Origin of the sequence: Actinomadura mexicana (assembly GCF_900188105.1) — a bacterium.
Lineage (GTDB): Bacteria > Actinomycetota > Actinomycetes > Streptosporangiales > Streptosporangiaceae > Spirillospora > Spirillospora mexicana.
This window is the reverse complement of sequence record NZ_FZNP01000013.1, coordinates 229,213-254,006: the sequence shown is the minus strand read 5'-3', so window position 1 is coordinate 254,006 and position 24,794 is coordinate 229,213. Positions and strand designations below refer to the sequence as shown.

Here is a 24,794-nt window from a genome sequence, read left to right as displayed (position 1 = left end):
TGGGTGAAATGCCGCCTCTGTCTCGCCAACTGCCTTCCTCTCCGGTTCCCCCAACTCTAGTTGGGGGCCTGTCCGGAAGATCCGTGGCACCTCAGTACGACCGCCTTCGCGCTCCTCTACCCCGCCCTCGTCTACCTCACCTACCGCCGCACTGATCCCACCGGCGCTCATACGACATCCGACCTCATTCCCCTCAAGGCCGCTCTCGCCTATGGCGTCGTCATGAGCGTCATCACCGTCATAGCCGGCTTCACCACGGCCTATCAGTGAGCGCGGGGCGATTCCGTCCTCTCGGCCACCGCCACCATCGGCTGGAGGGCCGGGGCGGTAGCCGCCCGGACCTCGGTGGCCGCCCAGACCCATGCCGCCCTTGGTCAGGTGGATGCCCGCACGCATCTGCATGACGGCGGCGAGAGCGGTTGCGAACAGCTCTGCCCCCAGCATCGCGACGAGTTCGGTGGGCCCCGTCCAGTCGAGAAGGCTTCCCAGTGTGGGATGGCCCCGCCTGCGGGTCCTACGAAAAAGTGTCCCGGCAGGAGGCTCAAGGCCTCGCTGCCGGGACACTGGGTGGTGCCCGTCCACGAGTGACCTCGCGGATCTGTTTGTCAGACCATGGGACTACTGGTCGTCCGGATGGTCGTTCAGGGCAGCAGCACGATCGTGATCACGATCGCGATGACGGCCACGACGCCGGCCGCGCCCTTCTTCTTGTTCTTCGCGAGCTTCCAGACCAGGACGCCCGACCCGCCCGCAAAGATGAGCGCGGTCAGGACGGTCTCCGTGTAGTAGGCGATCAGGGCGCTCGCGAGGGTGAAGACGATGATCGTCCATTCAACCCTCTTCGCGAACACCCCGGCCGCGAGGGCCGGAACGGCCACGCAGGTGATCGTCAGGAGGTCGTGGTCCTGGAACGGGAAGATCAGGATGCCCAGGAGGGCCAGGCCCAGCAGCGCCCACTTCCTCTCCCGAGCGAACTGCCCCCCCAGGAAGCCCAGCAGGCCAGTCATGATGTAGGCGAATACCATTGCCGTCTCTTTTCTTTGTAGTGATGCCCGTAGGGCATGCTTCGGAGAAGACCGTGACGGCGTCGCCGCCAACGGCAAGTGCGATGCGTGAACTCGTCGGCGGAGGTCTCGGCCGGCTGCGTGAACCAGAGGGCGACGCGCGGTGCCCCGAGTACCCGGACCGGCCGGCGCGGGGGCCCGGGCTTGCCGACGGTGCGTCTGCGCAGGCCCCCCGATCGCTCTCGGGGGGCTTCCGCGTTCCTGCCCGGGCATCGCTTGACCGAGCGGTCTCGGCGGCGTCCGAGCTGCCCCGTAGGCAAATGCTCTGTCCCCGCCCCCGGCGGCCCTGCCGTCCGAGGGCACGCCGGGCATATGATCACCTCGAACTTCACAAACCAGAGAAATCTTCGGTTCTGCGGAGTCTCGTCGCATCCATCGGCGCGATCTCCAGGGGACCGGCTCAGAGCTGATCTCCTTGCGCGCCTGTTCGAGGGGATCAGGAAAATGAAAACTTCACCGGCCGCAGGGCCGGAGAGAATGGCCGTAGGCGCGGGTCTCACCCTCGTCGAAGGTTCGTCGAAGCTGTTCGGGCGGTCGATCTTCGCGAACTACCTGCTTGCGGGCATCTCGATGTCCGCTCTGGTACTCGCGACGGCCGAGTACGGCCTCGGCGCGGCAGTTCTGCTGCTGGTGGCGTACAGGTTCCAGATACTGGGGCTGTTCCGCCGCACGCAGCCGCGGCCTGAGCGGTTCCGGTACACCCGGAGAGCCGTGAAGGCCATCTGTGTGATCGCGTTGTCCGTTCTGGTCATCGTGACGGCCGATTACGGCCTCGGCGCGGTAGTTCTGCTGCTGGTGGTGTACGGGTGCAGGCTCCGGATACTGGGGCTGTTCCGCCACATGCGGCGGCCTGAGCGGCTCCGGTACACCCGGAGAGTCGTGAAGGCCATCGGTGTGATCTCGATGGCCGTTCTGGTCATCGCGGTGCCCGATTACGGCCTCGGCGCGGCAGTTCTGCTGCTGGTGGCGTACGGGTACAGGCTCCGGATACGGGGGCTGTTCCGTCTTACGGAACCGCGCCCTCAGCGGCTCCAGTTCACCTGGCAGGCCGTGACGGCCATCGTCGTCTTCGCCGGCTGCAACATCATGGGCCGGGGGATGATGGTCCTGGCGATGACGTCGGCGGGGACGGCTCTCGCCACCATCAACGCCATCACGTTCGCCGTCTCGACCATGACCTACTCGAATGAGGTCTGGCAGACGGGGCAGCGGTTCGCGGCGATGCTGGTGCCGCTGCTCATCGTGCTGGGCCTTGCCGTCTCCATCGAGGCATGGCACATCTCGGCGCGTCCGTGGGGGGTCATCTGGTCCATCGGATCGGCTCTCTCCGGCCTCATCTACATGGCGCTGTCCCGAAGCTACGTCGAGCGGGGCGGTGCGGAAGCCGACCAGTTCCAGGCACTGGGCACGAGCCTGGGCGTGGTCGGTCTCGCCATCTGGGCCAAGCTGGCGGGCGAGGACCCGTCGGTCGGCTGGTCCTGGGAGGTCCTCTTGGCGCTGCTCTGCACGGCGCTGATGACCGTCGTCATTCCCAGGTACCTGCACATGAGGGCGAGAAAGGCGCTCGGAGACGCCGTCTACACCATCTTGTGGAGCGTCATTCCGCTGCTCGGGCTTCTGGTCGACCTGATCATGGAGCAGAAGGTCCCGACGATGTGGCAGATCGTCGGGATGTCCTGGATCAGCGCGATCGCCGCCGGAGCGTCCCTGCTCCGGCTGCCGCCCGAGGCGAAGGCCGTTCAGTGGAGAAGGTTCCGCGGGATGGTCAAGCGTCTCAAGAAGCTGGTCGGCTGCAGGCTCGCCTACGGGTGACCCAGGCCGGTCGGTACTACGAGTGCGGTTTTGCATCACACCGCACTAAACCTGCGGCGGGGAGGTATCACAGCTTCCCCGCCGCGTTTGCATGAGCGCACCCTCCAGGACGGGTGGGGGTGAGCGGATGCCGGCCCCGATGGTGAAGCGGCGCTCAGTCGGCGCGGGTTCCCGAGGCGATGAAGATCGGGATGGCGACGAACAGGCGGTCGTCGCGGGCCCTGGCTGCCTGGTCGTCGAGCCAGGGGCCCTCTCCTCCGATGTTGGCGAGCGTCGGCAGGCAGGCGGCGTCCGTCCACACGATCGTGCGGACTTCGACGGAGACGTCGGTGAACCCGTGGTCCAGCAGGACGTTCCGGTACCGGCGGGCGATCCGCGGGTTCGGCATGCGGTCCGCGCGGGCGTGGACGAGGGAGCGGGTGAGTTCGGGATCGTCGGAGTCGATCACGAACGTGTCCCAGTCCTGGCCGATGAGCACCGCGCGGCCGTGGGAGGCCAGGACCCGGCGGGCCTCGGCGACGGCTCGTTCGGGCTCGGCGAGGGCGTGCAGGATCTTGTCGGCGCGGTAGCCGGTGACGGAGCCGTCATCGAGGGGCAGCGCGGTGGCGTCGGCGACGTGGAACTCGCCTGCGGGCCAGCGTTCGACGGCGACCTCGATCATGGCGGGGTCCAGGTCGACGCCGATGGCCCGCACCCCGCGGGCGGCCAGCTCGCCGACGGCGCGGCCGCTCCCGCAGCCGACGTCGACCACGGTGTCGCCCAGCGCTTCGTAGGTGTGTTCTCGCAGGTCGCGGGCCTGAGGGAGGGCGTCATAGGCGTCGAGGATGGTGAGCAGCTTGGACATGGCCGTCATTGTGCGACTTAATGTCGACATGAAGTCAATCGGTGAGGTGGCGGCGCAGTTCGGGTTGCCGACCCACGTGCTGCGGTACTGGGAGGCGGAAGGGCTGCTGGCACCGGCCCGCGCAGGCGACCGCCGCCGCTACGCCGACGCCGACGTGCACCGGGTGGCGGCGATCCTGATCTCGAAGGAAGCGGGCTTCGGACTCGCGGACATCCGGACGATGCTGGCCGCCCGCTCCACGTCGGCCCGCCATGAGGTGACGGTTCGCCACCGCGAGAGGCTGCTGATGCGGATCGCCAAGGCGCAGGCCGCGCTCGACATGATCGAGGGTGAATGCCCGCACGACGACATCATGACGTGCCCGCGCTTCCAGGGACTCCTTGCTGAACGACTGCAATCCTCTTCGGTGACGGGCCCCGATCGTCGCAACGCCTAGAAGACGGTCGAGTGCGCAGCCGGGAATGGTGAAGGAACCGCGGACGAACCGACACAGTCAGCCGAAAGGCGTTCGCGCCTATCTGTCTGCCGCATCGTCTCGCCGTTCGCGCGGAGACCGCTCCGACCATGGTGGCGAGGCGCTGCCCATGGCCTTCTCGCACAGGGGGCCTTCGCTTCCTGCGTTCGATGCGCGACGGTCAGAGCATCACCCTGCGGACCTGGAGCATCGTCGGCGGGGAACAGTGAAGCTCCTGGTGGCCGGGGTGTGCGCACACCTCGGCCGACCAGGAGCTTCCTGTGATCACGCTGTGCGGGCTGTGCTCGGCCTGTGAATTCAGCCCGCGTGATCTGCAATCGTCACCATGGCGCCGTTTCGGTCGCCCGGGCCGGCCCCAGACAGTGGCTCACCACTGCCGGCGAATGGAGCGGCGACTCATGGCGAGGTCATGCTTCGCCAATGCGGGCTCAGCCGCCCGTGTCCCAGGCGTACTTGCCGTTCTTGTAGCCCCGGACGTTGACGAACGGCTTGTAGGTCTTGCGGTTCCCCGTGTAGTAGAACGCGCCCTGAGCGTAGGACGTCACGTAGCTCCAGTTGCTCGGGTGGGTGACCTTCTTCACCGCCCAGCCCCGCCAGCGCCACACGTTCTTGTTGTAGGTGTAGGCCTTGAAGTTCGCCCGGTAGGAGCGGACGGAGCTGCCGTCCCAGCACCAGGTGAGGCGGTTGGTCACCGCGATGATCCACTTGCCGTTGGAGGCCTTGCGGCCGCGGGTGCGCTGGTAGTAACCGCACCGCTGGGCCGCCTGGATGGAGGCGTTCTCCTTGGCGGTCACCGGCTGGCCGGAGCGCTGGGCCTCGGAGATGAGCTCCTTCTTGGAGAGCGCCCCCTGGCTGGTGGTGGTCACCTCCTTGCCGGACTTGTCGGCGGGCTTGGTCTGCGCCTGCGCGGCCGGGCCCGCGGCGAGGACACCGGCGGCCAGAGCGCCGGAGAGGACGGTCACGATGGCGACACGCCGCATGTATTTCCTCCATGCTCGGAAATGGGGGGAGCGTGCAAGGTACCGCAGCGGGAGACTGCCGGGTGCCGTTGCACCTTTCTCGCCTTATGTGATGCCTGTGACGGCCGATTGGTTCCGGGTCGAACCGAACAATCCCGGAGGCGCCCCGAAGTCCTGCTTCGATGCTCATCACGTACGACCTCGCTGACCGCTGGGACCGGGGCCGGGCTGGGAACAAGGGACTGCTCGGCGCCCCGTTACTTCTGGTCGTCGAGCCTCGGGGCCCATTGGGGTCGGTGTCACCCAGCCAGACGTCCTGACCATCTGCCAGGGGCCGTTCCAGCGGTAGCGGCAGGAAATGAGCGCCCGATCTCTCTCCCAGGTGCGGCGACCGTGGCGGTCACCGGGAGGTTCGCAGCGACGTCCAGCGGGCGGCGTCCACGAAATGCACGTCGTAACGGTCCTGCTCGGGCAGCAGGCCGTCGAAGGGTTCCAACCCGTGCGGGACGCGGGCGAGGTGCCGGAAGTAGCCGAAGCGCTCGACACCCGGCGTCAGGACGGCCAGCAGGTCGGCGTCCGAACCGGGCGCTGCGCCGAAGGCGTGCGGCAGGCGGGGCGGCACGACGACCAGGCCGCCCTCGGCGACGGTCTCCATCCGGTCGCCCACAAGGAATTCGATCGTCCCGGCGAGGACGTAGAACAGCTCCGTGGAGAGCGCGTGGTAGTGCGGCTTGGCGCCGTCGCGGCCCGTCCCCATGGAGAGCCGGTTGGCGCCGAGCGCACCTGCGGTGTCACCCGCGTCGGCGAGGAGAGTGAACGCCCCGCCCGCCGGGAGGTCGACGACCTCCGCGGCTTCTGCCGAGACGACGAGGGGAGGTGACGAGTTAGTGGTCATCATGGCTCCTGAGCCGGTGGTTCCGCCGGTATGCGGTCGAGCTCCATTCGAGCGCGGGAACATCTCGTGAACCACAGGCGCTTTCGACCTTCGGTCATCACGGATCGAGATGAATCGAGGGGCCGGGTGGAGCTGCGCCAGCTGGAGTACTTCGTGGCGGTGGCCGAGGAGGGCGGCTTCGGTCGCGCGGCGGAGCGGCTCAGCATCGTGCAGTCGGCGGTGAGCCAGCAGGTCCGGAGGCTGGAACGTGAGCTGGGCGTGCCGCTGTTCGACCGTTCGACCCGGCGTGTGCGGCTCTCGGGCGCGGGCGAACGCCTGCTGCCCGAGGCGCGGGCCGTCCTCGCCGCCATGCGACGAACCCGGGACGTCGCCGCCGATGTCCGCGCGGGAAGGGACGGTGTCCTGCGGCTGGGCACCGTGCACGGACCGGGCGACCGGATGTACCGCGTCCTCGGCGAGCTGGCCGCCGCCGCGCCCCGCCTTCAGGTCCGCCCGCGCCGCCTCCCGATGCCCGACCGGCTGTCCGCCGTGCGCTCCGGCGAACTGGACGCCGCGCTGATCCGCGCGCTCACCGGCGCACCCGGCTTGGAACTGCTCCCGGTCTGGACGGACCCGCTGTACGTGGCCCTGCCCGCCGGGCACCCGCTGGCGCGCCGCGCCGAACTCGGCCTCGCCGACCTCGCGGACCTGCCCCTGCGGCTCGCGCCGCGCGAAGGCAACCCGCCCTTCCACGACCTGATCATCGATGCGTGCCGGACGGCCGGGACCTCACCGCCGTCGGGGCCGCCGTTCACCACGTTCCAGGAGACCCTCGCCGACATCGGCGTCGGCGCCGCGTCCTGGACCGTCTTCTACGAGGTGGCCGGTCTGCCGGAGATGCCCAGCGTCGCCGTCCGCCGCCTGGCCGGACCCGCCATGACGACCTCACTGGCCGTCGCTCCCGGCCCGCCCGGACCCGCGCTCCGCCACCTCTTGCAGGCCCTGGCCCGCGTGCCCTGACCGGAGCGCCGGGTGCCGTCGCGGAGTGTGAGGCCCTGCGTCAGCCCGGCGTGAGGACGCAGAACCCGTTGCCCTCCGGGCCGGCGAGGACCGTCCACGGGACGTCGCCCTGGCCCACGTCGGCGGGCGTCGCGCCGAGATCCTGGAGGCGCGCGACCAGCTCCGTCTGGTGGGTCGCGGAGGTGGTGGCGAGGTCGACGTGCACGCGGTTCTTCACCGTCTTGCGGTCCGGGACGGAGAAAATGTCCATGCAGACGGCGGCGGGGCGGGATAGGTGAAGCCCTCGGGCTGGAGGTTGGTGACGCCGGGTCCCTCGCTGGAGATGCTCCAGCCGAGCGCCTCCGCCCAGAACCTCCCGAGTGCGGAGTCGTCGTGAGCCTTGACCGCAATCTGAACAAGCCGCGTTGCCATGGCGTCGATCCTGAGTAGGCGCATCGCCCGGCGGAGCTACGTGCTCTCCGCGGCGCCGGTCGGCCGAGAACGCGGTTCGGCCGCCGGTCGCATCAGGCCGTGGCCTTGCGGGTCACGATCACGGCATAACGGCATTCGACGTCGCCGTCGTTGACGAACTCGCGCGCCTGGGGCCTGCCGAGTTCGAACGCGTCACCGGCGGTGAGGACGTGCGTGGCCGTCCCTTCGACGATGCTCAGCCTGCCGTCCAGCATCCAGACGAGCTGGGCGATGAACGCGTAGGACGCCGCCGGCATGGGCACCCGGGCACCGGCGGGCAGCACGACCTCGGTGACGTCTGCGGGAAAGCCCGGCCCCGATATCTGTCGTCGCAGGTAGCCCGAATCGGGGTCGGTCCAGTCAGGGGTCTCGGCCGCGCGCCGCACCTGGCCGGGGGCGGGGCCGTCCGCCGGTGACAGCAGCTCGGTCATGCTCAGCTCCAGGGCGGCGGAGAGCCTGCCGAGGAGGGCGGCGGTCGGGCTGCTCTGCCCTCGCTCCACCTTGCTGATCATCGCCCGGGACACACCGGAGACATCGGCGAGCCGGGCCAGTGACCAGCCGCGGCGCGCGCGCTCCGCCTTGACGCGCCGCCCGAGGACGTTCGGGTCGTCCATCAAAGTGGACATGCCGTCACCTCGGCGCCGAGCCGCAGCTCCATGAAGACGCTGTTGGGGTCGTGCACGTATTCGGCGAACGGTTCGCACGGGGTGAATCCGTGCCGCGCGTAGAGCCGCCGGGCCGGCGCGAAGAACTCCTGGCTGCCGGTCTCCAGCAGGACCCGCCGGTGCCCGCGCTCGGCGGCGGCGGCCAGCAGGTGCCGGAGCATGGCCGATCCGATCCCCGCGCCCCGCGCGGCCCGCGCCGTCCGCATGGACTTGAGCTCGGCGTCGCCGCCGCCGAGGTCTTTGAGCGCGCCGCATCCGCGCAGCTCCGGGCCCTCCCAGGCCGACCAGAACGCGACCGCCGGGCCGCGCAGCCCCGTCAGGTCCAGCGCATGGACCGATTCGGGGGGCGAGGTCGCGCGCATGTCGGCCAGGTGCTCCTCCAGCAGCCGGTGCACCTCCGGCCGGGCCAGGTCGTCGAGCTCGAAGCGCAACATCATCCAGTCTCCGCGTCACTGCTCGGGAGGACCGCCGCGGTCGACGTCCAGGATAGTGAACATATCCACTATAGGAATCAATCGTTCTGGGCAGGGCCGACACGCTCCCCGGGACGCAGCGATATCGCCGGCGAATCGGGTGGACGGTTTCAGGGGGTGTTCGTGGGATAGGGGAGCGGAGGTGTAGTCGTGTCTGGGGGAGGGCGTCATGAGCATGCCGCACAGAGCGGTCCACCGGCTGGAGAACGCGGAGGCCCTGGACAAGGTCGCCGAACCGGTCAGTTCCGCGGTCCAACGGGCGGTCCGGCCGCGCCTCGTCCGCGATCTGCTCAGCGGGACCAAGTTGGGGCACCCGCTGCATCCGGTGCTCACCGATGTGGTGATCGGCGCGTGGAGCATGGCCGGGCTGCTGGACGTCGCCGGGGGCCCCGGCGCCGAACCGGCCGCCGACCTGCTGACCGCGGCCGGAGTGGCCGCCGCCGTGCCCACCGCCCTCACCGGGCTCAACGACTGGGCCGACACGCTGGGAGCGGAGCGCCGGGTGGGGCTCGTCCACGCGGGCCTCAACACCGCGGCGCTGGGGCTGTATGCGGCGTCTCTCGTCGCAAGCGCCCGCGGGGGCCGTCGCAAGGGCAAGGCCCTGCGGCTCGCCGGCCTCGCGGCGATGGGGGCCAGCGCCTACCTCGGCGGTCACCTGACCTTCACCAGGGGCCTCAACGTCAACCGCACCGCGTGGCAGCATGGCCCGGAGGACTGGACGCCGGTACTGGCGGCGTCCGAACTGGCCGAGGGCGAACACCGCACGGCGGACGCGGACGGCGTGCGAATCCTGCTCTACCGGACGGGCACGAAGCTGCACGCCGTGGCCGCCACCTGCACCCACCTGGGCGGCCCGCTGGGCGAGGGGACGATCGAGAACGACTGCGTCACCTGCCCGTGGCACGGCAGCACGTTCCGCCTCGAAGACGGCGGTATCGAGCGGGGCCCGGCCACCTCTCCGCAACCGTCCTACGAGACGCGGATCCAGGACGGACGCATCGAAGTCCGCGTGCCCCCACCGGGCACCCAGTCCGACATGGCCGACGAGGGCACCCACCGAAGGGCTCGCCACCACCTCATCCGAACGCCGGCCTCATGACACCGCCCCCAGCGGCCGAGGTCGTCTAGGGGGTGGCCGAGGATCACTCCAGCCGGTCGCTGGAGAAGTCGGGCCGCCCTCGCGGGCCAGAAGTCGTCGGAGGAGGCGGCCCCGCTTGCGGACCGGCGGCTACTCGGCTGGTGAACGCGGGCCGAGGAACCCGGTGAGGGCCTCGTGGTTGCGTTGGAGGCCCTCGATGCGTGCGTTCAGCGCCGTGATCTCCTTGTGCAGGAGGTCGCGGATGTCCGCGCACCAGTCGAAGTCCGGCTGGTCGCTGCGGGTGCAGGGGAGCACCTGCCGGACCACCTCGGAGGACAGGCCCGCGTCCAGCAGCACCCGGATCTTCCGCACGGTCAGCACGGCGTCGTCGCCGTAGCGGCGGTAGCCGTTGGAGCCGCGCTCGGCCTGGAGCAGGCCCTGCTCCTCGTAGTACCGGAGAAGCCGCGGGCTGACCCCTGTCCGTCGGGACAACTCCCCGATCAGCATGTCACCGTCCTGGATTGACCTTCTCACCAGTGTGAATGTCTAACGTCGTCCTGCACGCGATCATTCCGCAACACTGGAGAAGCGCATGACCACTCTCGTCGTCCAACGCAATGGCCACGCGGCGACCACCGACGAACTCGCGCCGCTCGCCTTCGCCGGCCATGCCCACTTCACCGCCATGCAGGTGCGCGGCGGCCAGGTCCGGGGCCTCGACCTCCATCTGAAACGGCTGCGGTCCGCCTCGATGGAGCTGTTCGGCGGGGCGCTGCCGGACGAGCGGGTCCGCTCCTACCTGCGGACGGCGGTGGAGGCGGGACCCGCGGACGTCTCCCTGACGGCCACCGTGTACTCGTCCCCGGGGGAGTTCACTGCGGGCGGCGAGCCTGCCGAGCTCGAAGTCCTGGTCCGGACAGGGCCTCCCGCGTCCGGTCCGGAGGGGCCGCTGACGTTGACGACGGTCGAGTACGACCGGTTCCTGCCCGCCGTGAAGCACGTCGGAGAGGTCGCCAAGACCCACCTCATGCGTCGGGCCGTCCAGGAAGGCTTCGACGACGCCGCGTTCCTCGACCGCCGGGGGCGCCTCAGTGAGGCCACGATCTGGAACCTGGCCTTCTGGGACGGCGACGCCGTGGTGTGGCCGGAGGCCGAGATGCTGGTCGGGACCACGATGGGCATCGTCCGCCGGCAACTGGACCGGCTCGGCGCCCCCCAGCGCGTCCAGCAGATCACGCCCGCCGACCTACCAGGCCTGGCCGGCGCCGTGGTCATGAACTCCTGGACCCCGGGAGTCGCCGTCCACCGGATCGGTCCGGCCCCCGTCCCCGCGGCCCCGCGCTTCCTGGACCTGCTCCACCAGGCCTACAGGGCTGAACCCCTCACCAAGTTCTGACCTCGGGCTTTCACCGGACGGCGGCGGGGTCGCGAGTGACGTCGGGACACGTGGCGCAAGCCGCGGGCCGTCCACCGACCGGGCAGGTCGCCGCGGATCTGGCGATGATGCCGGCGTGGAGTGTCGCGGCTGGTCACCGGCCTCGCGGGGAATCGAGGCTAGTCGGTGTCGCGGGCGTGGTCGGCCAGGGCCTGGTTCATTTCCAGTTCGCGTTCCTCAAGGTTCCACTTGTCTGCTTGGGATGCCTGGTTGGTGACCCAGTAGACCATGGTGCCGTCGGGCAGGATCCGGCTGTAGCTGGCGAAGGACCAGTCGTTGCCGCCGTTGTGCCAGGCGACCCGGCCATCCTTGGTGTGCAGGACGCCCCAGCCGTAACCGTAGGCGGCCTCGGTACCGGGGATCGAAGCGTGGGGCTCGAACATCTTGGCCTTGGCGGCGGCGCTGAGAATCGTGTCGCCGAGCAGCGCGCGGTGCCACTTGAACATGTCACGACCGGTGGACAGCATGCCGCCGTTGCCGCGCAGGTTCCAGTACGGTCCGTCGGCGGCCCAGGGATGGTCGAACGGGCGGCCCTGGCCCGCGCCGTTCTCGTCGTACTCGACGGCCACCTGCGCACGGGCGAATTTCGGCAGTACGTAGCCCGTACGGGTCATTCCCGCCGGTGCGAACAAGCGCGTTGCCAGGAACCGCTCGTAGCTGGTTCCTGACACCTTCTCGACGATGGCGGCGAGCACGCTGAATCCCGTGTTCGAGTAGTGGAACTTCGCGCCGGGGCGGGAGAGCAGCTTGGACTTCAGTGCCTTGTCCAGCATTTCGTCGCGGGAGACGGGCTCGTAGTCGTCACCGAGCCCCTCGGCAAGCCCGGCCGTGTGCGTCAGCAGGTGATGCAGGGTGATGCCGCGCTTGTCCGCGGGCACCGGACCGAGGACCGTGCTGATCCGGTCGGTCGTCCGGAGCCTGCCCATCATCTCCAGCTTCATGATCGCGGCTGCGGTGAACTGCTTGGTGATCGACATGACGTCGTACACGGTGTCGCAGGTGGCCGGGGTGCTGGCCGTCCGGTCCGCAAGGCCGAAGCCCTTGCAGTGCACGAGCTCGGCGCCGCGGGCGGCGACCACCGTACCGCCCGGTCCTTCGGGCAGCGTGCGGTCGAGGTAACGGGCGATCGAACGGTCGACGGGCTCGGCCGCGCTCCGGGCGGCCCTCGGCACGCCCATGGCGTTGCCGCCGCAGCCCGCCGCGGCCAGCGCGGTCGTGAGCGCCATGGCGAGGTAGAGCGGATTGATCCGTTGCATGCGACCTCCAGAGCGGTGTCTTGCGGGGGTTGCGCCAGAGGCTGGCCGCGGCAGGCCGCGGTGATCAAGAGGTCATGCCGTTCGAGCTTGTGCGAGACGCTGTACGGCCTGTTCAGCAGTGGGGCATAGTGGAGCGATCGACGAGCATCGGGGTGAGACCGTGACCGCACCGCCACCGTCCCCGGACGTGGCCACCGACCAGGCCGAGTTCATCGCCGCGCTGCGCCGGCTCAAGGCCTGGTCGGGCCTCAGCTACCGGCAACTGGAGCGTCGGGCCGCCGAAGCCGGTCGAGTGCTGCCCTACTCGACCGCGTCCACCGCGCTCGGCCGCAAGAGCCTGCCCCGCGAGGAACTGCTGGTCGCCTTCGTCCTGGCGTGCGGGCTGGACGATGACGAGGCGGCGTCCTGGGTGGCCGCCAGGAAGCGCATCGCGGTCGGCGGTCCCGTCACCGCGATCGAGCCGAGGGCGGCCCGGAGGCCGCGGTGGCGGCCCGCGATCGGCTGGGCCGCGGTGGCGCTGAGCCTGGCGCTCGCCGGCGGTACGACGCTCTCCATGAAGGCCGGCGAAGAGGTCGAGACCGTCCAGGCCATCGTGGGGAAGTGACCCTGGCGGGGGCGTTGAAGTTCGATCATCGAACTGGATTCGTCGCACTGAGCGTCCGGGCCCTCACGGAGGGTGGCGGCTTGACCTCCGTGACGCCGGTGCGACCCGGCTCCTGGTACCGGACCGTCTGGTCTCGGGCATTTCCTCGTGAGAGTCCCTGCCGAGGTCGTGGGCGCGGTGGTCAGGTGCGGGCCGTGTGATCGAGCGCGCTTCCCGGACCATTCCGCTGCGTGTCCGAAATGAGATCTTTGTCGTGCATCAAGTGCCATTTGCCGGGGACAAAACGGCCCGTACAGACCGAAGGCAGACCCCCGAGGAGGACCCCCAATGCCTTGGCTGATGATTCTGGTGCTCCTGCTGGCGCTGATCCTGTTCGGCGTCGGCTTCACGCTCAAGATCCTGTGGGTGGTGGCCGCGATCGTCCTGATCCTGTGGCTGCTGGGCTTCGTGCTCCGCAGCGCCGGCCCGTCCGGCAAGCGCGGTCGCTGGTACCGCTGGTAACGAGCACATAGAACGGCGCCGCCCCGTCCGGGTTCTGGACGGGGCGGCGCCGTTTCCACGACCGGTGATTCACGCGATGTGGAGGACGGGGCGTGCGGCGCACACTGTGGCCCCCTGACATCGTGGAGGTTACCGTGCGTTTCTCCCTGCGGGTTCCCTGGCGGCGGGTCGCCGCCGCGGCGACGGGGGCGGGGCTGCTCGCCGCCCTGCTGTGCGCCTCGCCGCCCGCCCTGGCCGCGGCCCCCGGCCCCGTGGTCACCGTCCCGCCGCCGGGCGGCCACGGCTTCCCGTTCCTGGCGGCGGCCGAGGACCTCGGATCCTTCGGGTACACCGAGAGCGAGTACTTCATCACCGGCACCGCCACCTCGTACGCCAAGTCCGGGTTGTGGACGTCGAACGGCCGATGGGACGTGCGGGCGTCGGGGCAGGCCCCCTACAAGACCAGGCTCCTCGTGCGGCGCCCCTCCGATCCGGCGAGGTTCAACGGGACCGTCGTGGTCGAGTGGCTCAACGTCAGCGGGCAGCTGGAGCTGTCACCGGACTACTGGTTCGCCCGGGACGAGCTGCTGCGCAAGGGGTACGCGTGGGTCGGCGTCTCGGCGCAGTCGGTCGGCGTCAACGGGGGGTCGGGGGAGATCCGCGGGCTCAAGGGGTGGGACCCGGCCCGGTACGGCAGCCTCGTCCACCCCGGGGACGCCTTCTCCTACGACATCTTCACCCAGGCCGGGCGGGCCCTGCGCAGCCCGGACGGGCCCGACCCGCTCGGCGGGCTCGCGGTGGACACGCTGCTGGCGGACGGGGAGTCGCAGTCCGCCGGGCTCATGACCACCTACGCCAACGCCGTCCAGCCGGTCTCGCGGGTCTACGACGGTTTCATGATCCACAGCAACGGCGCGGTCGGGGCCCCGATCAGCGGCGAGCCGGCCGACACCCTGTGGATGCCGAACCCGTCCCGGATCAGGACGGACCTGACCGTGCCCACCTTCGTGGTGCTGACCGAGACCGACGTCCCGCTGGCGGCGGCCGCGCGGCAGCCGGACACCGGCCGGGTCGTGCACTGGGAGCTGGCCGGCACCTCGCACGGCGACCAGTGGGCCTATGACCTGGGCGGCCCGACGCTGAAGAAGTCGGCGGGGTCGGCGGCGCCCGCGCCCGGCTGCGCGGCCGGGTCGGCCCCGTACAACGACGGACCCGGGCACTACTCGATGAACGCGGCGCTGCGCCGGCTGGACGCGTGGGCGCGCGGCGGGGCGCGGCCGTCGAGCGGGGCGCCGCTCGACACGGTCCTGCGCGACCCGCGAACCGGGCTGGCGACCGGGGGAGTCCGGTTGCCGGACGTCGCGGTGCCGACCCGGACGCTCACCGGGATGCGCGACACCGCAGGCAGCGGCCTCTTCTGCGGCCTCTACGGCGCCCGGGACCCGTGGAACGGCGGCGCCGATCCCTGGGACCGGCATGACGCGGGCGACCCGTCCGATCCGTCCCTGCCGTGGACGGCGGAGCCGGTGCTCGGCGTGCTGTACCCGACGCATGCCGACTATGCCGGCAAGGTCCGGGCGGCCGCGCAGGCGTCGGTGAGCGCCGGCCATCTGCTGCCCGAGGACGCGGCGACGATCATCGCGGCCGCGGAGGGCTCCGGCGTCGGCGGCTGACACCCGCCCGACAGGAGCACGGCCCGGTCCAGGCCGACGGCCTCCACCGAGGCGCAGCCACCGGAGCGCCTCGGTGGAGTCACGTCCCTGGCCCGGCGGGTGGACGGACTCCAGGGTGACCGCACGGTCTGCGACGCCGGCGATGTCGGATGTACTCCGGGGCTGCCGGGCGTTCCATCCGATCACTGCGGGAGGCGGTGTACGCGGTCGCCCGCGCCGGGGGGCGTCGGACTTGCGTTGCCTCTGCCCGACGGACGTGAGCGCAGGGCGGGACGTCAGCGCCGGGCGAGGAGCCGCTTTTCGGGCGCCGCCCGGTAGGGGAGCCGGTAGTAGGCGAAGACCTCCGGTTCGGCCTCGGCGAACAGCTCGCCATTGGTGTCGATCCCCGGGGCGCCCTTGACCTGTTTCTTGTCGTGCGCGACGCGGAGGTGGCCCGGGCCCAGGGTGCATCCGGCCAGCGGCACGAAGACCAGGCGCTGCCGGGTCGGCATGCCGACCCTGACCGTGGCGAACGAGGGCTGGTCGGTGAGCGTGTCGACGTAGACGGCCTCCAGCGGCCCGATCTTGCTGCCGGACGGGTCGACCACGTCCCGGCCGCGCCACTGCCGGATGTCCTCGATCTCGAACATGTCCTGTCCAACCGTAGGTTCTCCACTGCATTTACCCAGCTCACAGTGGATATACCGGGTCTCACGAATGGCGGAAGGCGTGGGTCTCCCCGGGCGCGACGTACGTGGCCCTGTCGGACAGTCCACGACGCTCCAACTCGCGCCGGAAGTCGTCCAGGGGCGACTTCATGACGGTGTAGTCGTTGTAGTGGACCGGCACCGCGGCCGCCGGGCGGATCGTTTCGACGAGGTCCGCGCCCTGGGCGCCGTCCATGGTGACCACGAGCCCGCCGGGCAGCGTGGTGCCGCCCAGGTGGAGCACGGCCAGATCGATGTCGGGGGTGCGGCGGGCGATCTGCCGGATGCCGTCGAACATCAGGGTGTCGCCGGTGATGTAGAGGCGGAACTGCACGTCGCCGTTCGCGGGGCCGAACTCCAGGAGGCTGCCCATGACCGGCGGCAGCAGCCATTGGACGGAACCGGGGGCGTGCCGGCCCGGCATGGACGTGATGCGCAGGAGCGCGCCGTCCTTGACGAGGGTGTGGGACTCCCAGGTGCGCAGGCCGACCGCGTGGCGGAAACGGTGCCAGCCCTGGAGGCGCCGGGCCGCGTGGGGCGTGGTGACGATGGGCAGCCCGCGGTCGAGTTTCGCGCGGGCGATCCGGTCCCAGTGGTCGCCGTGCAGGTGGGACAGGACGACGGCGTCCAGCCGCGGGAGGTCGCCGGCCTGGAGGGCGGGCTCGGTGAGCCGCCGCGAGGACAGCCCGAATCCGAGATACGCCCGCTGCCCGCGGTGCAGGAAGTTGGGGTCGGTCAGTAGGGTGAACGGCCCGCAGCGCAGCAGCGTCGTCGCGTTGCCGATGAACTGCATGGAGAGTTGGCGCAGCGCGAGATCCGATTCGGTTTTCATGCCTTTCCCCCTTTGGGCCGGTCATGCCCGTGGAAGGGAGTGCGAACCCTTCGGGGCGCGGCGGAACGAGGCCCGGGAACCCTTGCGGAAGCGGTGCGGGAGGGGCGACCCTTGCTTCATAATTCGTGCATCACAAGTTGTGGCAAGGGAGCGAAGGGTGACCGACACCGAACCGGCTCCGCCCGGCGTGGACACCACGGTCCCGACCCCGGCCCGGATGTACGACTACTACCTGGGCGGCACCGACAACTTCGAGGTCGACCGCGCGGCGGCGGAGAAGGTTCTGGCGAACATGCCGGAGGCCGGGGACGCGGCCTGGGCGAACCGCGGCTTCCTGCAGCGCTCGGTGCGATGGCTGGCCCAGCTCGGGATCCGGCAGTTCATCGACGTGGGCGCGGGCCTGCCGACGATGAACAACACGCACGACGCGGCGCAGGCGGTCGCGCCCGACGCGAGCGTCCTGTACGTCGACAACGACCCGATGGTGCGGGCCCACGCCGAGAGACTGCTGGCCGGGTCCACCGGGACGGCGTTCATCACGGCCGACTTCCGCGACCCCGACGGGGTGCTCGGGCACGAGGTCACCGGCAAGATGATCGACCTGACCGAGCCCGTCGCGCTGCTGGTCGTGGCGCTGGTCCACTTCGTGCCGGACGAGGACGACCCGTGGGGCGTCGTCCGGCGCTACATGGACCGGCTCGCGCCCGGCAGCTATCTGGTGCTGTCCGCGGGCACCGGCGACCGGCAGGCCGACCGGGTGGTCGGCACGCTCAGGGACGTGTACGCCAGGTCCACCGCGAGCGTTCATCTGCGGTCGCGTACGGAGGTCGAGCGCTTCTTCACCGGTATGCAGATCGTCCCGCCGTGGGAGGGGGCGGCGGCGAAGGTCTGCTACATCGGTGAATGGGGTGCGGAGGACCCCGACGCGGCCGACAGTGACGGCTCGCGGTGGGCGTACTGCGCGGTGGCGAGGAGGGAAGGGTGAGAAAGCCGTCCGTCGAGGAGCTGGGCCTCGACCCCGGCGCCCTGGAATGGCGACGCTCGCAGACCGGCCAGGGCGGCATCGAGGTCGCCTTCGCCGGCGAGTGGACGCTGCTGCGCACGTCCGGAAGCCTGATCTCGGTGTTCGACGAGCACGAGTGGGCCTGCTTCCTCGACGGGGTACGGAAAGGGGAGTTCGACCACGCCGCTTCCTGAACCGGCCAAATCTGTGATTCACAAATTCGGAAGGCGTAGGCTGATGCCGGCCGTAGGTCGAGGGAGGTGGCACCGGTGAGCGACGCTTACGGGGCCACCATCGCCAAGCGGGGGCTGGCACGCCGCTTGAAGGAGCTGCGCGTCGAGGCCGAGTACACGGCCAACCAGGTCTGCGACCGGCTGAACTGGGGACGGGGGAAGGTCGGCCGGTTCGAGGCCAACAACTGGGTTCGGCCCGAGCTCAGCGATATCCGCGACCTCGCGCGCATCTACGAGGGCAGCGATCTCGGTGAGCTGGAGGAACTGGCGGGCCGTGCTCGGCGGCGGGCCTGGTGGCGTGACTACCCCGAGGTGTTCGACAACGAGTTCCCGGGCTTCGAGAGCGACGCGTCGAGCATCCGGGTGGTCATGCCGCTGGTCCTGCCGGGGCTTTTGCAGACCCTGCCGTACATGCAGGCGCTGCTGTCGGTCGGCACGAGGACGCCGGAGTGGCGGGAGCGCGCGATGCGGGCGCGGCTGCGCCGGCAGCAGATCCTCGACCGCGGGGACGGGACGGCGCCGGAGCTGACCGCGGTCATCACCGAGGCGTCCCTGCTGTACGAATGGGGCGATCCGGGCGACCGGCGCGCCCAGTTCGCCCACCTGCTCGCCATGTCCGGGCGGCCGAACGTGGAACTGAGGCTGCTGCGGCTCGCCGACGGGATGCACCCGGGCATGTCCACGCTGGTCAACATCTTCCGGTTCCCCGGCGGGGAGCCGCCCATGGTCTTCCTCGAGAACGACGCGGACGTCCAGGAGATCGACACCCCCGACGACGTGGAGGGCTATGACGAGATCTTCGAGCAGATCCGCCAGGCGGCGCTCAGTCCCGCCGACACCGCGGAGCATCTGAGGAAAGTGATCTCAACTCTGGAGTAGCACCGACATGGACCTCTCTCAGGCGCGGTGGGTCAAGGCGACCGCCAGCGCCAGCAGCAACGGGGGCTGTGTCGAGGTCGCCGATCTCGACACGGCCGCGGCGCTGCGCGACAGCAGGACACCGGAGGCCGGGGCGCACGTCGTATCCCGATCCGTGCTCGCCGCGTTCCTCGACGACGTGCGGGCGGGCCGTTACGACCGCTGAGGCCGGGCCGCACACAGGATCCCCCAGGGCTGCACTCCTGGGGGATCCTTCATGTGTGCGGCCCTCTCTCAGGCGCCGACCACGCTACCGCGTGGGGGCCGGCCCGTCCCGGTACCTGCCGGTACACGCAGGGGACGCGACAGCGAAGCGTGCTATGTAAGTAATTGGGCGTATCCGTGAACGTCTCACTCGCAGTTGAAACTTTCTTGTCATGACGCGGGCTCGGTGGCGGAGGATGTGCGAGGCTTGATCTGTGATTCACACATAGCGACTTGCGAAGTAAAAGGCTCATGTCGCGATTGTCTGAATGCGATGTCCCCGCAACCCCGAGGGTGGGCGCCATGACGAAGGCCTCGACGATGTGCGAGATCCCCTGGAGGCTGGAGGACGGCGGCTGCGCGGCACTGCCCCTGCCCGCGGACGACTCCATCGCCCGCGTCGCCCGCTCCCACGTCACGGCCCTGCTCCCGGCGCTCGGCCTGTCCGTACAGGACGTCCACGACATCAAGCTCATGGTCAGCGAGCTCGCCACGAACGTCCTGCACCATGCGCTGCCCTCGGACGGACCGTCGGGCGCCGAACTCTGGGTCTACCAGCGCGGCGACGGCCACGGCCGCGACGAACTGGTCGTCAAGGCATTCGACACGCGTAGGGACTGGCGTCCCTGCGGCACGGCCCCCGGCCGGTCCGACCACGGCCGCGGCCTGAAGATCGTCGAGCTGCTGGCGCAGGGCAGGTGGGGCCACCACCCGTCCCGGTCGCGGCTGCGGACGCCGGCGGCCCGCGGCAAGGCGACCTGGTTCGCCCTGCCGCTCCCGCACACCGTCCGCCGCCGCCACGTGTGGAGGGTCGAGGGCCCCTATGCGACCAAGGACCTCCAGACCATGCTCGTCCAGCGGGGCCTCGGGCACTTCGAAGCCGACGCGGGCAGGACCGCCCTCACCGACGGCCGCGGCCTGACCGTCTGGTGCGAGGCGGCCATGTTCCGATGGCGCACCGGTTCCGGAGAGTCCGGCGGCCTCCCGATCACCGACATCACCGAAGCCTGCGAGCGGATCGTCGAACTCTGCGAGTCCTCACCCGCCTGACGCCGGCCCGCGCGGTCGCCGGTCGCGGGAGGCCGCCCTCGCTCACGCGTCCGCCACCGGCGGTCCGTCCTCCCGCCTGCGGCGCCCCGGCAGCCGGCGCAGGCCCACGAAGATCAGCAGGCCGCCGGCCGCCAGCAGCAGCACATTCATGATCCACTCGTGGGACGCGTCCCGCAGGTACACGGTCCCCGAGCGGCCGACGTCCCGGGCGCGAGCGGTGCCCCCCGCGCGCAGGCCCTTGCCGCTGCCGTACAGGGCCACGGTGGGACGCTCCACCGAGCCGTTGTCGGAGTGGAAGCCCCCGCGCAGCGTGCACGCCTCATGACCGGGGTGCCGGATGCAGCTCCGCTCGCGCGCGGTGAAGACACCGGGCGTTCCCTTCCCGGCCTGCGACGCGCGCAGCACGGGCCCGGCGTTGGGGATCACCAGCAACATCAGGACCAGGCCGAACAGCGCCATGAGCACTCCGAACGGCGAGACGCCCCGCGGGCGCGGGGGCGGCGCGGTCCGCGGCCTTTCGAGCGTCACCGGCCGTCACGCCGCTTCGGGGACGGGCCTGCGCTGGAGCGGTGCGGCGCAAGAGCAGCGCATGGCTTCGCGCTCGGACGCGTTCGGCCTGCGGTGCAGGTACATCGCCACCACCATGGGGATGGTGACGAGCGTGTTGTAGAACAGGTGCAGTTCCACGCGCGGCACCAGGAGCTGGATGATGCTCGTGGGCGCGGGACGTCCGGCGATGTTGGAGTCGGACATCGCCTGCACCAGCAGCAGCAGGTGCTCGAAGTGGTGCCAGACCTGGATGCCGAGGGAGACCGCCCACCAGGTGCGGGCCCGCCCGGTGAACCCGGGCAGCAGCAGGAAGAGCCCGATCAGCATGATCAGCGCGTAGCCGTAGTGCATCCACTCCGAGGTGACCAGCCACGGGAACGGCACACCCAGCACTCCGCGCGCCTCGGGGACCGGCCAGCCGAGCACCCAGATCTGGATGGCCTGCACGACGTGCTCGGCCCAGTGGGCGATGACGATGAATGCGTAGATGTTCAGGGCCGCGCGGTGGTGACGCGTGTTGAGCAAATGCACCACCGACCGCAGCCCGCCGCGTTCTTCCAGTACGTTCGCCACCGGCGATCACCTTTCACGAGATGACGGGGACCTTCCTCATCTCAACACGTATCGCAGATGGGCGCGTATTACGAATTGCTCTCATGAGCGGCCACAGGTGGACGGTATCGCCGGTCCCGCCGGTCCCGCCGCGACTCGACTTTTGCCATTCGATCCTGGATACTGCCGCGGCGCGGTTTATGGCACTTCCGAAAAGGGTCCCGCCCGCGGGACCTTCGCCGGAAGACGGGGCGAGTCGGTGGAGGTCACGGGTGCCGCACTTGATCCTGGCGGTCAGGTGCCGAAAATTCTTCCCCCATAGTGAGGACCGTGGGGCTGGCGGATCCTCGCCGTCACGAAGACGACTGGTGCAGGAGTCGTGCATTGTCGGCACCGTCGAACTGCGGCCCCGTATCGCTGTAACTTGACTTGCGCCGTGTTCCTGGATATTCGGCGCGGCTCACGGCCGGCCGAACGAGAGCCGCCACGGCGGCGGAAACGAGGGACGGCGCATCAGGGCGCGTCGTGGGTTCCGCGCCTGATATCGGCGGCGAGCCGGCGGAAGTCGTCCGCCGAGAGCGTGAACCGTGGGCCGGCCGGGCTCTTGCTGTCGCGGATTGCGATATCGCCGGACAGCCGCGCGACCTCGACACAGTTGGACTGCCCGCCGGTGCCGCTGCGGCTCGACCTGCGCCACGAGGTCATGTCCATCGCTCCAGCTGGGCTTCCAGGAGGAGCCTGGAAGGGCCGACCGGAGTGGCGATGTCACTGATCGAATCGTACTTCACGACCACTTCCTGGACGGCGAGCGGATCCATCAGGAACCGCCCCCGCGTCGTCGCCTCGTCATATGCGAGATCGCGGTCGTCCACCGTGAGGACCGTGATCGGTCCGTCGAGGCCCGGATGGGCTCCCGCCTGGTTCTCGACCACGCGGATGCTGACCTGCGGCAGTTCGCCGAGCGCCAGGAGGTGGGCGAGCTGGTCGCGCATGACCTCGCGTGAACCGATCAGCTGCGCCAGGGCGGCCCAGCTCACGAACGCGGTCATCCGGGGCGGTTTCTCCTTGTCGAAGACGGCGGACCTGCGTGCCATCCGTCGTTCCAGGTCGGCGTCGAGATCGTTTCCCGGCCCGGCCGTGAGCGCCGCCCTGGCATAGTCCGGGGTCTGGAGCAGGCCGGGGATCATCGTGGGCTCCCACATGCGGATCCGGGAGGCGCGCCGCTCGAACTCGGCGAGGGACGAGAGCCAGTCGCCCTCGTCCGCCGTGCCGGCGAAGCCGACCAGGTTCGTGAACATCCCGCCGGTGCTCCAGAGGCGGTCGACGGTCTCGGCGTGGGACGGCCGGAGTCGAAGCGTCGCGGACTCGTACCTGGAGACGGTCGAGCGGTCGCAGTCGAGGACGTCGCCGAGGGCCTGCCCCGACATGCCGTTCGCTTCGCGGTAGCGGCGCAGATGAACCGCGATGAAATGCCACATCGAGCGTGACGGGTCGAGTGAGTCCCGGGCGTGCATGGCCCCTCCGGTTTGTCGCGATCCATTCCGGAACGTAGTGAACCTATCGCGGAGAGTGCTGGCCGCGGGCCGCATCAGCGGAAACGTCCGAAGAGGTCGCGCCGGTGCCGCCACCCGGGGCGCCCGGGACCCGGACGCCGGGTGTGGTCGTCGCGCCGGGAGGCCGCGCATCGAGAACGAGATGCGCCTGCTCCATCCGGTCGGGCGGGTGGGGCGGCCGGGTGGCGGACAAGTGCTCGTGGGGTCGGACGGGTTCCTCGAAGTACTGCTGAACGGTCCGCGTCGCCCTGAGCGCGAGCCACCGGCCCTCCCGGGCCGGTGGCTCGCCGCGTCGCACCGGCGATGACTTCTCCGCACGGCGATGACTTCTCCGCACCGGCCCGGTCCGTACTGGTGACCAGAGTCCGGCAGGGAGTGCGAGGACGCTCGTGTAAGGCGAGCCGCCCGCACCGAGTGGATGACGAGGCCCACATGATCATCATTGCGGGAAGGCTGCACGTGGACGCCGAGGCCCGCGACGCCTATCTGGCGGGCTGCCGGACGGTCGTCGAAACGGCGCGGTCCGCGCCCGGCTGCCTCGATTTCGCGCTGTCCGCCGACCTGCTGGAACCGGACCGGATCAACGTGTACGAGCGCTGGGAGTCCGGCGAGGACGTCGAACGCTTCCGCGGCGACGGCCAGGAGCCCGAGCAGGCGGCGCGCATCCGCGACGCCGAGGTGACGAGGTACGTGATCTCCGCCGTCGAGGCGCCGTGAGCGGGAGGCGGCCTCAGACGCTGGGGAGTGCGAGGTGGCGGGGGTTCGCGACCGTCAGTTTGTCGGTCACCGAGGCTCGCACCGCGGCCACCACCTCGCCCGTCCGGTCGTCGAGAGCACCCGCGCGGATGGCTTCCGCGAGTTCGGTGTCGGTCGCGCATCCGAGGGGCTTCAGCCGGTTCTGATGGGCGACCCTGTGGGCGTCGCCCAGGAGGAGTTCCCTGCGGGCCATGCGGAGGGCGGACGCGGCGACGCGCGCATGGAAGCGGAGGCGGTCGTCGGGCTGTTCGGCCTCCGAGAGGAACGCCCCTACCGCGTCGATGAGAGTGTGCGCGTCCGGCCGGTCGTGCGGTGCGCTGTCCGGCCCCGCCGCGCTCTCCAGCGGATCCTGGACGGTCGTCGGCTCCGTCATGCCCAGCGCCAGCAGGAGGTCGTGTTCCTGCTCGCAGACCTTCCGGCCCAGGACGGCGTACTCGATCGAGGGGTCCGCGCCGCTGAGGAAGCGTTCGGCCTGGTGGCGGCACAGGATCGTCCAGCGGAGGGTGCCGTAGACCTCCCACCAGTGGAGCTCTTCGAGCGTGGGCGGCGTTCCCCCGGCGGCGGCGTAGCCGGCGAGGAGGTCCTCACGCGTCCCGAAACCGCCGACGGGGCGCGGGGAGCCGAAACGCCACGCCTTCACGCAGAGCCAGCCGAGGTCTTCGGCCGGATCGCCGAGGTGGGTGAGCTCCCAGTCCAGGACGCCGGTCACGCCGCCGGGGGAGATCATCAGGTTCCCGTTGCGGAAGTCGCCGTGGACGACCGTCCGGCCGCCGGGCGCCGGGCGGTGCTCGTCCAGCCAGCGCAGGGCCAGTTCCACGGCCGGACGGGCCTCGAACGCCGCGTAGTGCTCGGTGAGCCCGGCGAGGGCGTCGTCGTCGGGCAGCCCGGGAACGGGCGACATCGTGTGCAGCCGTGCCAGGATGCCGCCCAGCTCACGCGCGAGGCCGGGGCGGACGCCCGCGAAGCGCCCGTCGCGCAGGAGCCGCCGCGGGATCGTCTCCCCGGCCAGCCGCTCCATGATCATGTAGGGGGCGCCCTCCAGGTCGTCGCCGTGATCGGCCAGACCCGGGACCGGGACGCCGGCCCGCGCGGCCGAGGCGAGCAGGCCGGCCTCGCGGCCCATCGCCGTGGGGTCGAGGGAGCCGGGCGGATCACGGCGCAGGATGAGCGGACGGCCGTCCGCGTCGAAGGACCAGGTCTCCCGGCTGGCCCCGCCGGACAGCCGGCGCAGCCCGGTGACCTGGGCGCCGAGCCGGTCCGCCAGCGCGGCGGCGAGGTCGCGGGTCGGTTCCATGG

29 protein-coding genes and 1 pseudogene are annotated in these 24,794 nt (G+C 70.4%); 14 read left to right on the top strand and 16 right to left on the bottom strand.

The features are described from left to right. Positions 1 to 641: 641 nt before the first annotated feature. Positions 642 to 1,025 carry a hypothetical protein gene (locus tag CHC11_RS30150; protein WP_089315221.1) on the bottom strand — a complete coding sequence of 128 codons (384 nt, stop codon included), beginning with the start codon at positions 1,023 to 1,025 and terminating at the stop codon, positions 642 to 644. A 351-nt stretch (positions 1,026 to 1,376) separates the two neighbouring features. Between CHC11_RS30150 and CHC11_RS30145 the strand changes: the two genes are divergently transcribed. Further along, entirely contained in the window at positions 1,377 to 2,876 is a 1,500-nt protein-coding gene (locus CHC11_RS30145) for a DMT family transporter (protein WP_143227374.1), read from the top strand. A 154-nt stretch (positions 2,877 to 3,030) separates the two neighbouring features. Here the strand turns inward: CHC11_RS30145 and CHC11_RS30140 are convergent, their stop codons facing one another. Beyond that, the gene (locus CHC11_RS30140) at positions 3,031 to 3,720 is read right to left on the bottom strand and encodes a methyltransferase domain-containing protein (RefSeq protein WP_089315219.1); all 690 of its coding nucleotides are present in this window, start codon (positions 3,718 to 3,720) and stop codon (positions 3,031 to 3,033) included. Here CHC11_RS30140 and CHC11_RS30135 point away from each other — a divergent pair. Further along, positions 3,719 to 4,156, top strand: a complete 438-nt coding sequence (locus CHC11_RS30135) for a helix-turn-helix domain-containing protein (protein WP_245919943.1) — start codon at positions 3,719 to 3,721, stop codon at positions 4,154 to 4,156. The genes CHC11_RS30140 and CHC11_RS30135 overlap by 2 nt on opposite strands. Before the next feature lie 467 nt (positions 4,157 to 4,623). On the opposite strand, the gene CHC11_RS30130 is transcribed toward CHC11_RS30135, so the two are convergent. Further along, entirely contained in the window at positions 4,624 to 5,175 is a 552-nt protein-coding gene (locus CHC11_RS30130) for a hypothetical protein (protein WP_089315218.1), read from the bottom strand. Between the two features lie 379 nt (positions 5,176 to 5,554). Further along, the gene (locus tag CHC11_RS30125; protein ID WP_245919935.1) at positions 5,555 to 6,049 is read right to left on the bottom strand and encodes a cupin domain-containing protein; all 495 of its coding nucleotides are present in this window, start codon (positions 6,047 to 6,049) and stop codon (positions 5,555 to 5,557) included. A gap of 126 nt (positions 6,050 to 6,175) precedes the next feature. On the opposite strand from CHC11_RS30125, the gene CHC11_RS30120 reads away from it, so the two are divergent. Next, positions 6,176 to 7,048 carry a LysR family transcriptional regulator gene (locus CHC11_RS30120; RefSeq protein ID WP_089315216.1) on the top strand — a complete coding sequence of 291 codons (873 nt, stop codon included), beginning with the start codon at positions 6,176 to 6,178 and terminating at the stop codon, positions 7,046 to 7,048. A 46-nt stretch (positions 7,049 to 7,094) separates the two neighbouring features. Here CHC11_RS30120 and CHC11_RS30115 read toward each other — a convergent pair. The 3 genes and pseudogenes from CHC11_RS30115 to CHC11_RS30105 form a co-directional block, all read right to left on the bottom strand. After that, a pseudogene (locus CHC11_RS30115) lies at positions 7,095 to 7,459 on the bottom strand (VOC family protein); the annotation flags it as partial. A gap of 92 nt (positions 7,460 to 7,551) precedes the next feature. Next, a complete protein-coding gene (locus CHC11_RS30110; protein ID WP_089315215.1) occupies positions 7,552 to 8,124 on the bottom strand; it encodes a helix-turn-helix domain-containing protein in 573 nt (190 codons plus the stop codon). Continuing rightward, the gene (locus CHC11_RS30105; protein WP_245919932.1) at positions 8,112 to 8,600 is read right to left on the bottom strand and encodes a GNAT family N-acetyltransferase; all 489 of its coding nucleotides are present in this window, start codon (positions 8,598 to 8,600) and stop codon (positions 8,112 to 8,114) included. Before CHC11_RS30105 ends, CHC11_RS30110 begins: the two co-directional genes overlap by 13 nt. A gap of 205 nt (positions 8,601 to 8,805) precedes the next feature. On the opposite strand from CHC11_RS30105, the gene CHC11_RS30100 reads away from it, so the two are divergent. Next, positions 8,806 to 9,735 carry a Rieske (2Fe-2S) protein gene (locus CHC11_RS30100; RefSeq protein ID WP_089315214.1) on the top strand — a complete coding sequence of 310 codons (930 nt, stop codon included), beginning with the start codon at positions 8,806 to 8,808 and terminating at the stop codon, positions 9,733 to 9,735. Between the two features lie 129 nt (positions 9,736 to 9,864). On the opposite strand, the gene CHC11_RS30095 is transcribed toward CHC11_RS30100, so the two are convergent. Then, positions 9,865 to 10,221: a MerR family transcriptional regulator gene (locus CHC11_RS30095; protein ID WP_089315213.1), complete on the bottom strand. Its 357-nt coding sequence runs from the start codon at positions 10,219 to 10,221 to the stop codon at positions 9,865 to 9,867. 85 nt (positions 10,222 to 10,306) lie between these two features. Here CHC11_RS30095 and CHC11_RS30090 point away from each other — a divergent pair, with 85 nt between their 5' ends. After that, positions 10,307 to 11,110, top strand: coding sequence for an aminotransferase class IV family protein (locus CHC11_RS30090; RefSeq protein WP_089315212.1), 804 nt, complete (start codon positions 10,307 to 10,309; stop codon positions 11,108 to 11,110). Positions 11,111 to 11,268: 158 nt separating this feature from the next. Here the strand turns inward: CHC11_RS30090 and CHC11_RS30085 are convergent, their stop codons facing one another. Next, the gene (locus CHC11_RS30085) at positions 11,269 to 12,405 is read right to left on the bottom strand and encodes a serine hydrolase domain-containing protein (RefSeq protein ID WP_218826306.1); all 1,137 of its coding nucleotides are present in this window, start codon (positions 12,403 to 12,405) and stop codon (positions 11,269 to 11,271) included. A 160-nt stretch (positions 12,406 to 12,565) separates the two neighbouring features. On the opposite strand from CHC11_RS30085, the gene CHC11_RS30080 reads away from it, so the two are divergent. The 3 genes from CHC11_RS30080 (at position 12,566) to CHC11_RS30070 (ending at position 15,162) form a co-directional block, all read left to right on the top strand. After that, a complete protein-coding gene (locus CHC11_RS30080) occupies positions 12,566 to 13,009 on the top strand; it encodes a hypothetical protein (protein ID WP_089315211.1) in 444 nt (147 codons plus the stop codon). Between the two features lie 327 nt (positions 13,010 to 13,336). Beyond that, complete coding sequence (locus CHC11_RS30075) at positions 13,337 to 13,510, top strand: hydrophobic protein (protein WP_089315210.1); 174 nt, start codon at positions 13,337 to 13,339, stop codon at positions 13,508 to 13,510. Between the two features lie 134 nt (positions 13,511 to 13,644). Further along, entirely contained in the window at positions 13,645 to 15,162 is a 1,518-nt protein-coding gene (locus CHC11_RS30070) for an alpha/beta hydrolase domain-containing protein (protein WP_089315209.1), read from the top strand. A gap of 275 nt (positions 15,163 to 15,437) precedes the next feature. Here the strand turns inward: CHC11_RS30070 and CHC11_RS30065 are convergent, their stop codons facing one another. Then, complete coding sequence (locus CHC11_RS30065) at positions 15,438 to 15,791, bottom strand: PRC-barrel domain-containing protein (RefSeq protein ID WP_089315208.1); 354 nt, start codon at positions 15,789 to 15,791, stop codon at positions 15,438 to 15,440. Between the two features lie 61 nt (positions 15,792 to 15,852). Further along, the gene (locus CHC11_RS30060; protein ID WP_089315207.1) at positions 15,853 to 16,680 is read right to left on the bottom strand and encodes an MBL fold metallo-hydrolase; all 828 of its coding nucleotides are present in this window, start codon (positions 16,678 to 16,680) and stop codon (positions 15,853 to 15,855) included. A gap of 157 nt (positions 16,681 to 16,837) precedes the next feature. Here CHC11_RS30060 and CHC11_RS30055 point away from each other — a divergent pair, with 157 nt between their 5' ends. The 5 genes from CHC11_RS30055 to CHC11_RS30035 all read left to right on the top strand — a co-directional run bounded on the left by CHC11_RS30055 (position 16,838) and on the right by CHC11_RS30035 (position 20,088). Next, positions 16,838 to 17,665 carry an SAM-dependent methyltransferase gene (locus CHC11_RS30055; protein WP_089315206.1) on the top strand — a complete coding sequence of 276 codons (828 nt, stop codon included), beginning with the start codon at positions 16,838 to 16,840 and terminating at the stop codon, positions 17,663 to 17,665. Continuing rightward, positions 17,662 to 17,877: a DUF397 domain-containing protein gene (locus tag CHC11_RS30050; protein WP_089315205.1), complete on the top strand. Its 216-nt coding sequence runs from the start codon at positions 17,662 to 17,664 to the stop codon at positions 17,875 to 17,877. Before CHC11_RS30055 ends, CHC11_RS30050 begins: the two co-directional genes overlap by 4 nt. A gap of 75 nt (positions 17,878 to 17,952) precedes the next feature. After that, on the top strand, positions 17,953 to 18,795 hold the full coding sequence (locus CHC11_RS30045; RefSeq protein WP_179279077.1) for a helix-turn-helix domain-containing protein: 843 nt from the start codon (positions 17,953 to 17,955) through the stop codon (positions 18,793 to 18,795). Between the two features lie 7 nt (positions 18,796 to 18,802). Beyond that, positions 18,803 to 19,000 carry a DUF397 domain-containing protein gene (locus tag CHC11_RS30040; protein WP_089315203.1) on the top strand — a complete coding sequence of 66 codons (198 nt, stop codon included), beginning with the start codon at positions 18,803 to 18,805 and terminating at the stop codon, positions 18,998 to 19,000. A 341-nt stretch (positions 19,001 to 19,341) separates the two neighbouring features. Next, positions 19,342 to 20,088, top strand: coding sequence for an ATP-binding protein (locus tag CHC11_RS30035; protein ID WP_089315202.1), 747 nt, complete (start codon positions 19,342 to 19,344; stop codon positions 20,086 to 20,088). A 42-nt stretch (positions 20,089 to 20,130) separates the two neighbouring features. Here CHC11_RS30035 and CHC11_RS30030 read toward each other — a convergent pair whose 3' ends face one another. The 4 genes from CHC11_RS30030 to CHC11_RS30015 all read right to left on the bottom strand — a co-directional run bounded on the left by CHC11_RS30030 (position 20,131) and on the right by CHC11_RS30015 (position 22,703). Further along, positions 20,131 to 20,616, bottom strand: coding sequence for a hypothetical protein (locus CHC11_RS30030; protein WP_089315201.1), 486 nt, complete (start codon positions 20,614 to 20,616; stop codon positions 20,131 to 20,133). A 6-nt stretch (positions 20,617 to 20,622) separates the two neighbouring features. Beyond that, positions 20,623 to 21,210 carry a hypothetical protein gene (locus CHC11_RS30025; RefSeq protein WP_089315200.1) on the bottom strand — a complete coding sequence of 196 codons (588 nt, stop codon included), beginning with the start codon at positions 21,208 to 21,210 and terminating at the stop codon, positions 20,623 to 20,625. Positions 21,211 to 21,702: 492 nt separating this feature from the next. Continuing rightward, positions 21,703 to 21,900 carry a DUF397 domain-containing protein gene (locus CHC11_RS30020; RefSeq protein ID WP_179279076.1) on the bottom strand — a complete coding sequence of 66 codons (198 nt, stop codon included), beginning with the start codon at positions 21,898 to 21,900 and terminating at the stop codon, positions 21,703 to 21,705. Further along, a complete protein-coding gene (locus CHC11_RS30015) occupies positions 21,891 to 22,703 on the bottom strand; it encodes a helix-turn-helix domain-containing protein (protein ID WP_089315199.1) in 813 nt (270 codons plus the stop codon). The genes CHC11_RS30020 and CHC11_RS30015 overlap by 10 nt, the downstream gene beginning before the upstream one ends. Positions 22,704 to 23,174: 471 nt before the next feature. Here CHC11_RS30015 and CHC11_RS30010 point away from each other — a divergent pair, with 471 nt between their 5' ends. After that, entirely contained in the window at positions 23,175 to 23,459 is a 285-nt protein-coding gene (locus CHC11_RS30010) for a putative quinol monooxygenase (RefSeq protein WP_089315251.1), read from the top strand. 13 nt (positions 23,460 to 23,472) lie between these two features. Here CHC11_RS30010 and CHC11_RS30005 read toward each other — a convergent pair whose 3' ends face one another. Then, on the bottom strand, positions 23,473 to 24,792 hold the full coding sequence (locus CHC11_RS30005; RefSeq protein ID WP_089315198.1) for a phosphotransferase family protein: 1,320 nt from the start codon (positions 24,790 to 24,792) through the stop codon (positions 23,473 to 23,475). Between the last annotated feature and the right edge of the window lie 2 nt (positions 24,793 to 24,794).

What these genes read in the sequence shown, in the direction of transcription:
- CHC11_RS30150 (WP_089315221.1), bottom strand. Translation starts at nt 1,025, where the DNA reads ATGGTATTCGCCTACATCATGACTGGCCTGCTGGGCTTCCTGGGGGGG.
- CHC11_RS30145 (WP_143227374.1), top strand. Translation starts at nt 1,377, where the DNA reads ATGATCACCTCGAACTTCACAAACCAGAGAAATCTTCGGTTCTGCGGA.
- CHC11_RS30135 (WP_245919943.1), top strand. Translation starts at nt 3,719, where the DNA reads ATGGCCGTCATTGTGCGACTTAATGTCGACATGAAGTCAATCGGTGAG.
- CHC11_RS30140 (WP_089315219.1), bottom strand. Translation starts at nt 3,720, where the DNA reads ATGTCCAAGCTGCTCACCATCCTCGACGCCTATGACGCCCTCCCTCAG.
- CHC11_RS30130 (WP_089315218.1), bottom strand. Translation starts at nt 5,175, where the DNA reads ATGCGGCGTGTCGCCATCGTGACCGTCCTCTCCGGCGCTCTGGCCGCC.
- CHC11_RS30125 (WP_245919935.1), bottom strand. Translation starts at nt 6,049, where the DNA reads ATGACCACTAACTCGTCACCTCCCCTCGTCGTCTCGGCAGAAGCCGCG.
- CHC11_RS30110 (WP_089315215.1), bottom strand. Translation starts at nt 8,124, where the DNA reads ATGTCCACTTTGATGGACGACCCGAACGTCCTCGGGCGGCGCGTCAAG.
- CHC11_RS30105 (WP_245919932.1), bottom strand. Translation starts at nt 8,600, where the DNA reads ATGATGTTGCGCTTCGAGCTCGACGACCTGGCCCGGCCGGAGGTGCAC.
- CHC11_RS30100 (WP_089315214.1), top strand. Translation starts at nt 8,806, where the DNA reads ATGAGCATGCCGCACAGAGCGGTCCACCGGCTGGAGAACGCGGAGGCC.
- CHC11_RS30095 (WP_089315213.1), bottom strand. Translation starts at nt 10,221, where the DNA reads ATGCTGATCGGGGAGTTGTCCCGACGGACAGGGGTCAGCCCGCGGCTT.
- CHC11_RS30090 (WP_089315212.1), top strand. Translation starts at nt 10,307, where the DNA reads ATGACCACTCTCGTCGTCCAACGCAATGGCCACGCGGCGACCACCGAC.
- CHC11_RS30085 (WP_218826306.1), bottom strand. Translation starts at nt 12,405, where the DNA reads ATGCAACGGATCAATCCGCTCTACCTCGCCATGGCGCTCACGACCGCG.
- CHC11_RS30075 (WP_089315210.1), top strand. Translation starts at nt 13,337, where the DNA reads ATGCCTTGGCTGATGATTCTGGTGCTCCTGCTGGCGCTGATCCTGTTC.
- CHC11_RS30065 (WP_089315208.1), bottom strand. Translation starts at nt 15,791, where the DNA reads ATGTTCGAGATCGAGGACATCCGGCAGTGGCGCGGCCGGGACGTGGTC.
- CHC11_RS30060 (WP_089315207.1), bottom strand. Translation starts at nt 16,680, where the DNA reads ATGAAAACCGAATCGGATCTCGCGCTGCGCCAACTCTCCATGCAGTTC.
- CHC11_RS30040 (WP_089315203.1), top strand. Translation starts at nt 18,803, where the DNA reads ATGGACCTCTCTCAGGCGCGGTGGGTCAAGGCGACCGCCAGCGCCAGC.
- CHC11_RS30035 (WP_089315202.1), top strand. Translation starts at nt 19,342, where the DNA reads ATGACGAAGGCCTCGACGATGTGCGAGATCCCCTGGAGGCTGGAGGAC.
- CHC11_RS30020 (WP_179279076.1), bottom strand. Translation starts at nt 21,900, where the DNA reads ATGGACATGACCTCGTGGCGCAGGTCGAGCCGCAGCGGCACCGGCGGG.
- CHC11_RS30015 (WP_089315199.1), bottom strand. Translation starts at nt 22,703, where the DNA reads ATGCACGCCCGGGACTCACTCGACCCGTCACGCTCGATGTGGCATTTC.
- CHC11_RS30010 (WP_089315251.1), top strand. Translation starts at nt 23,175, where the DNA reads ATGATCATCATTGCGGGAAGGCTGCACGTGGACGCCGAGGCCCGCGAC.
- CHC11_RS30005 (WP_089315198.1), bottom strand. Translation starts at nt 24,792, where the DNA reads ATGGAACCGACCCGCGACCTCGCCGCCGCGCTGGCGGACCGGCTCGGC.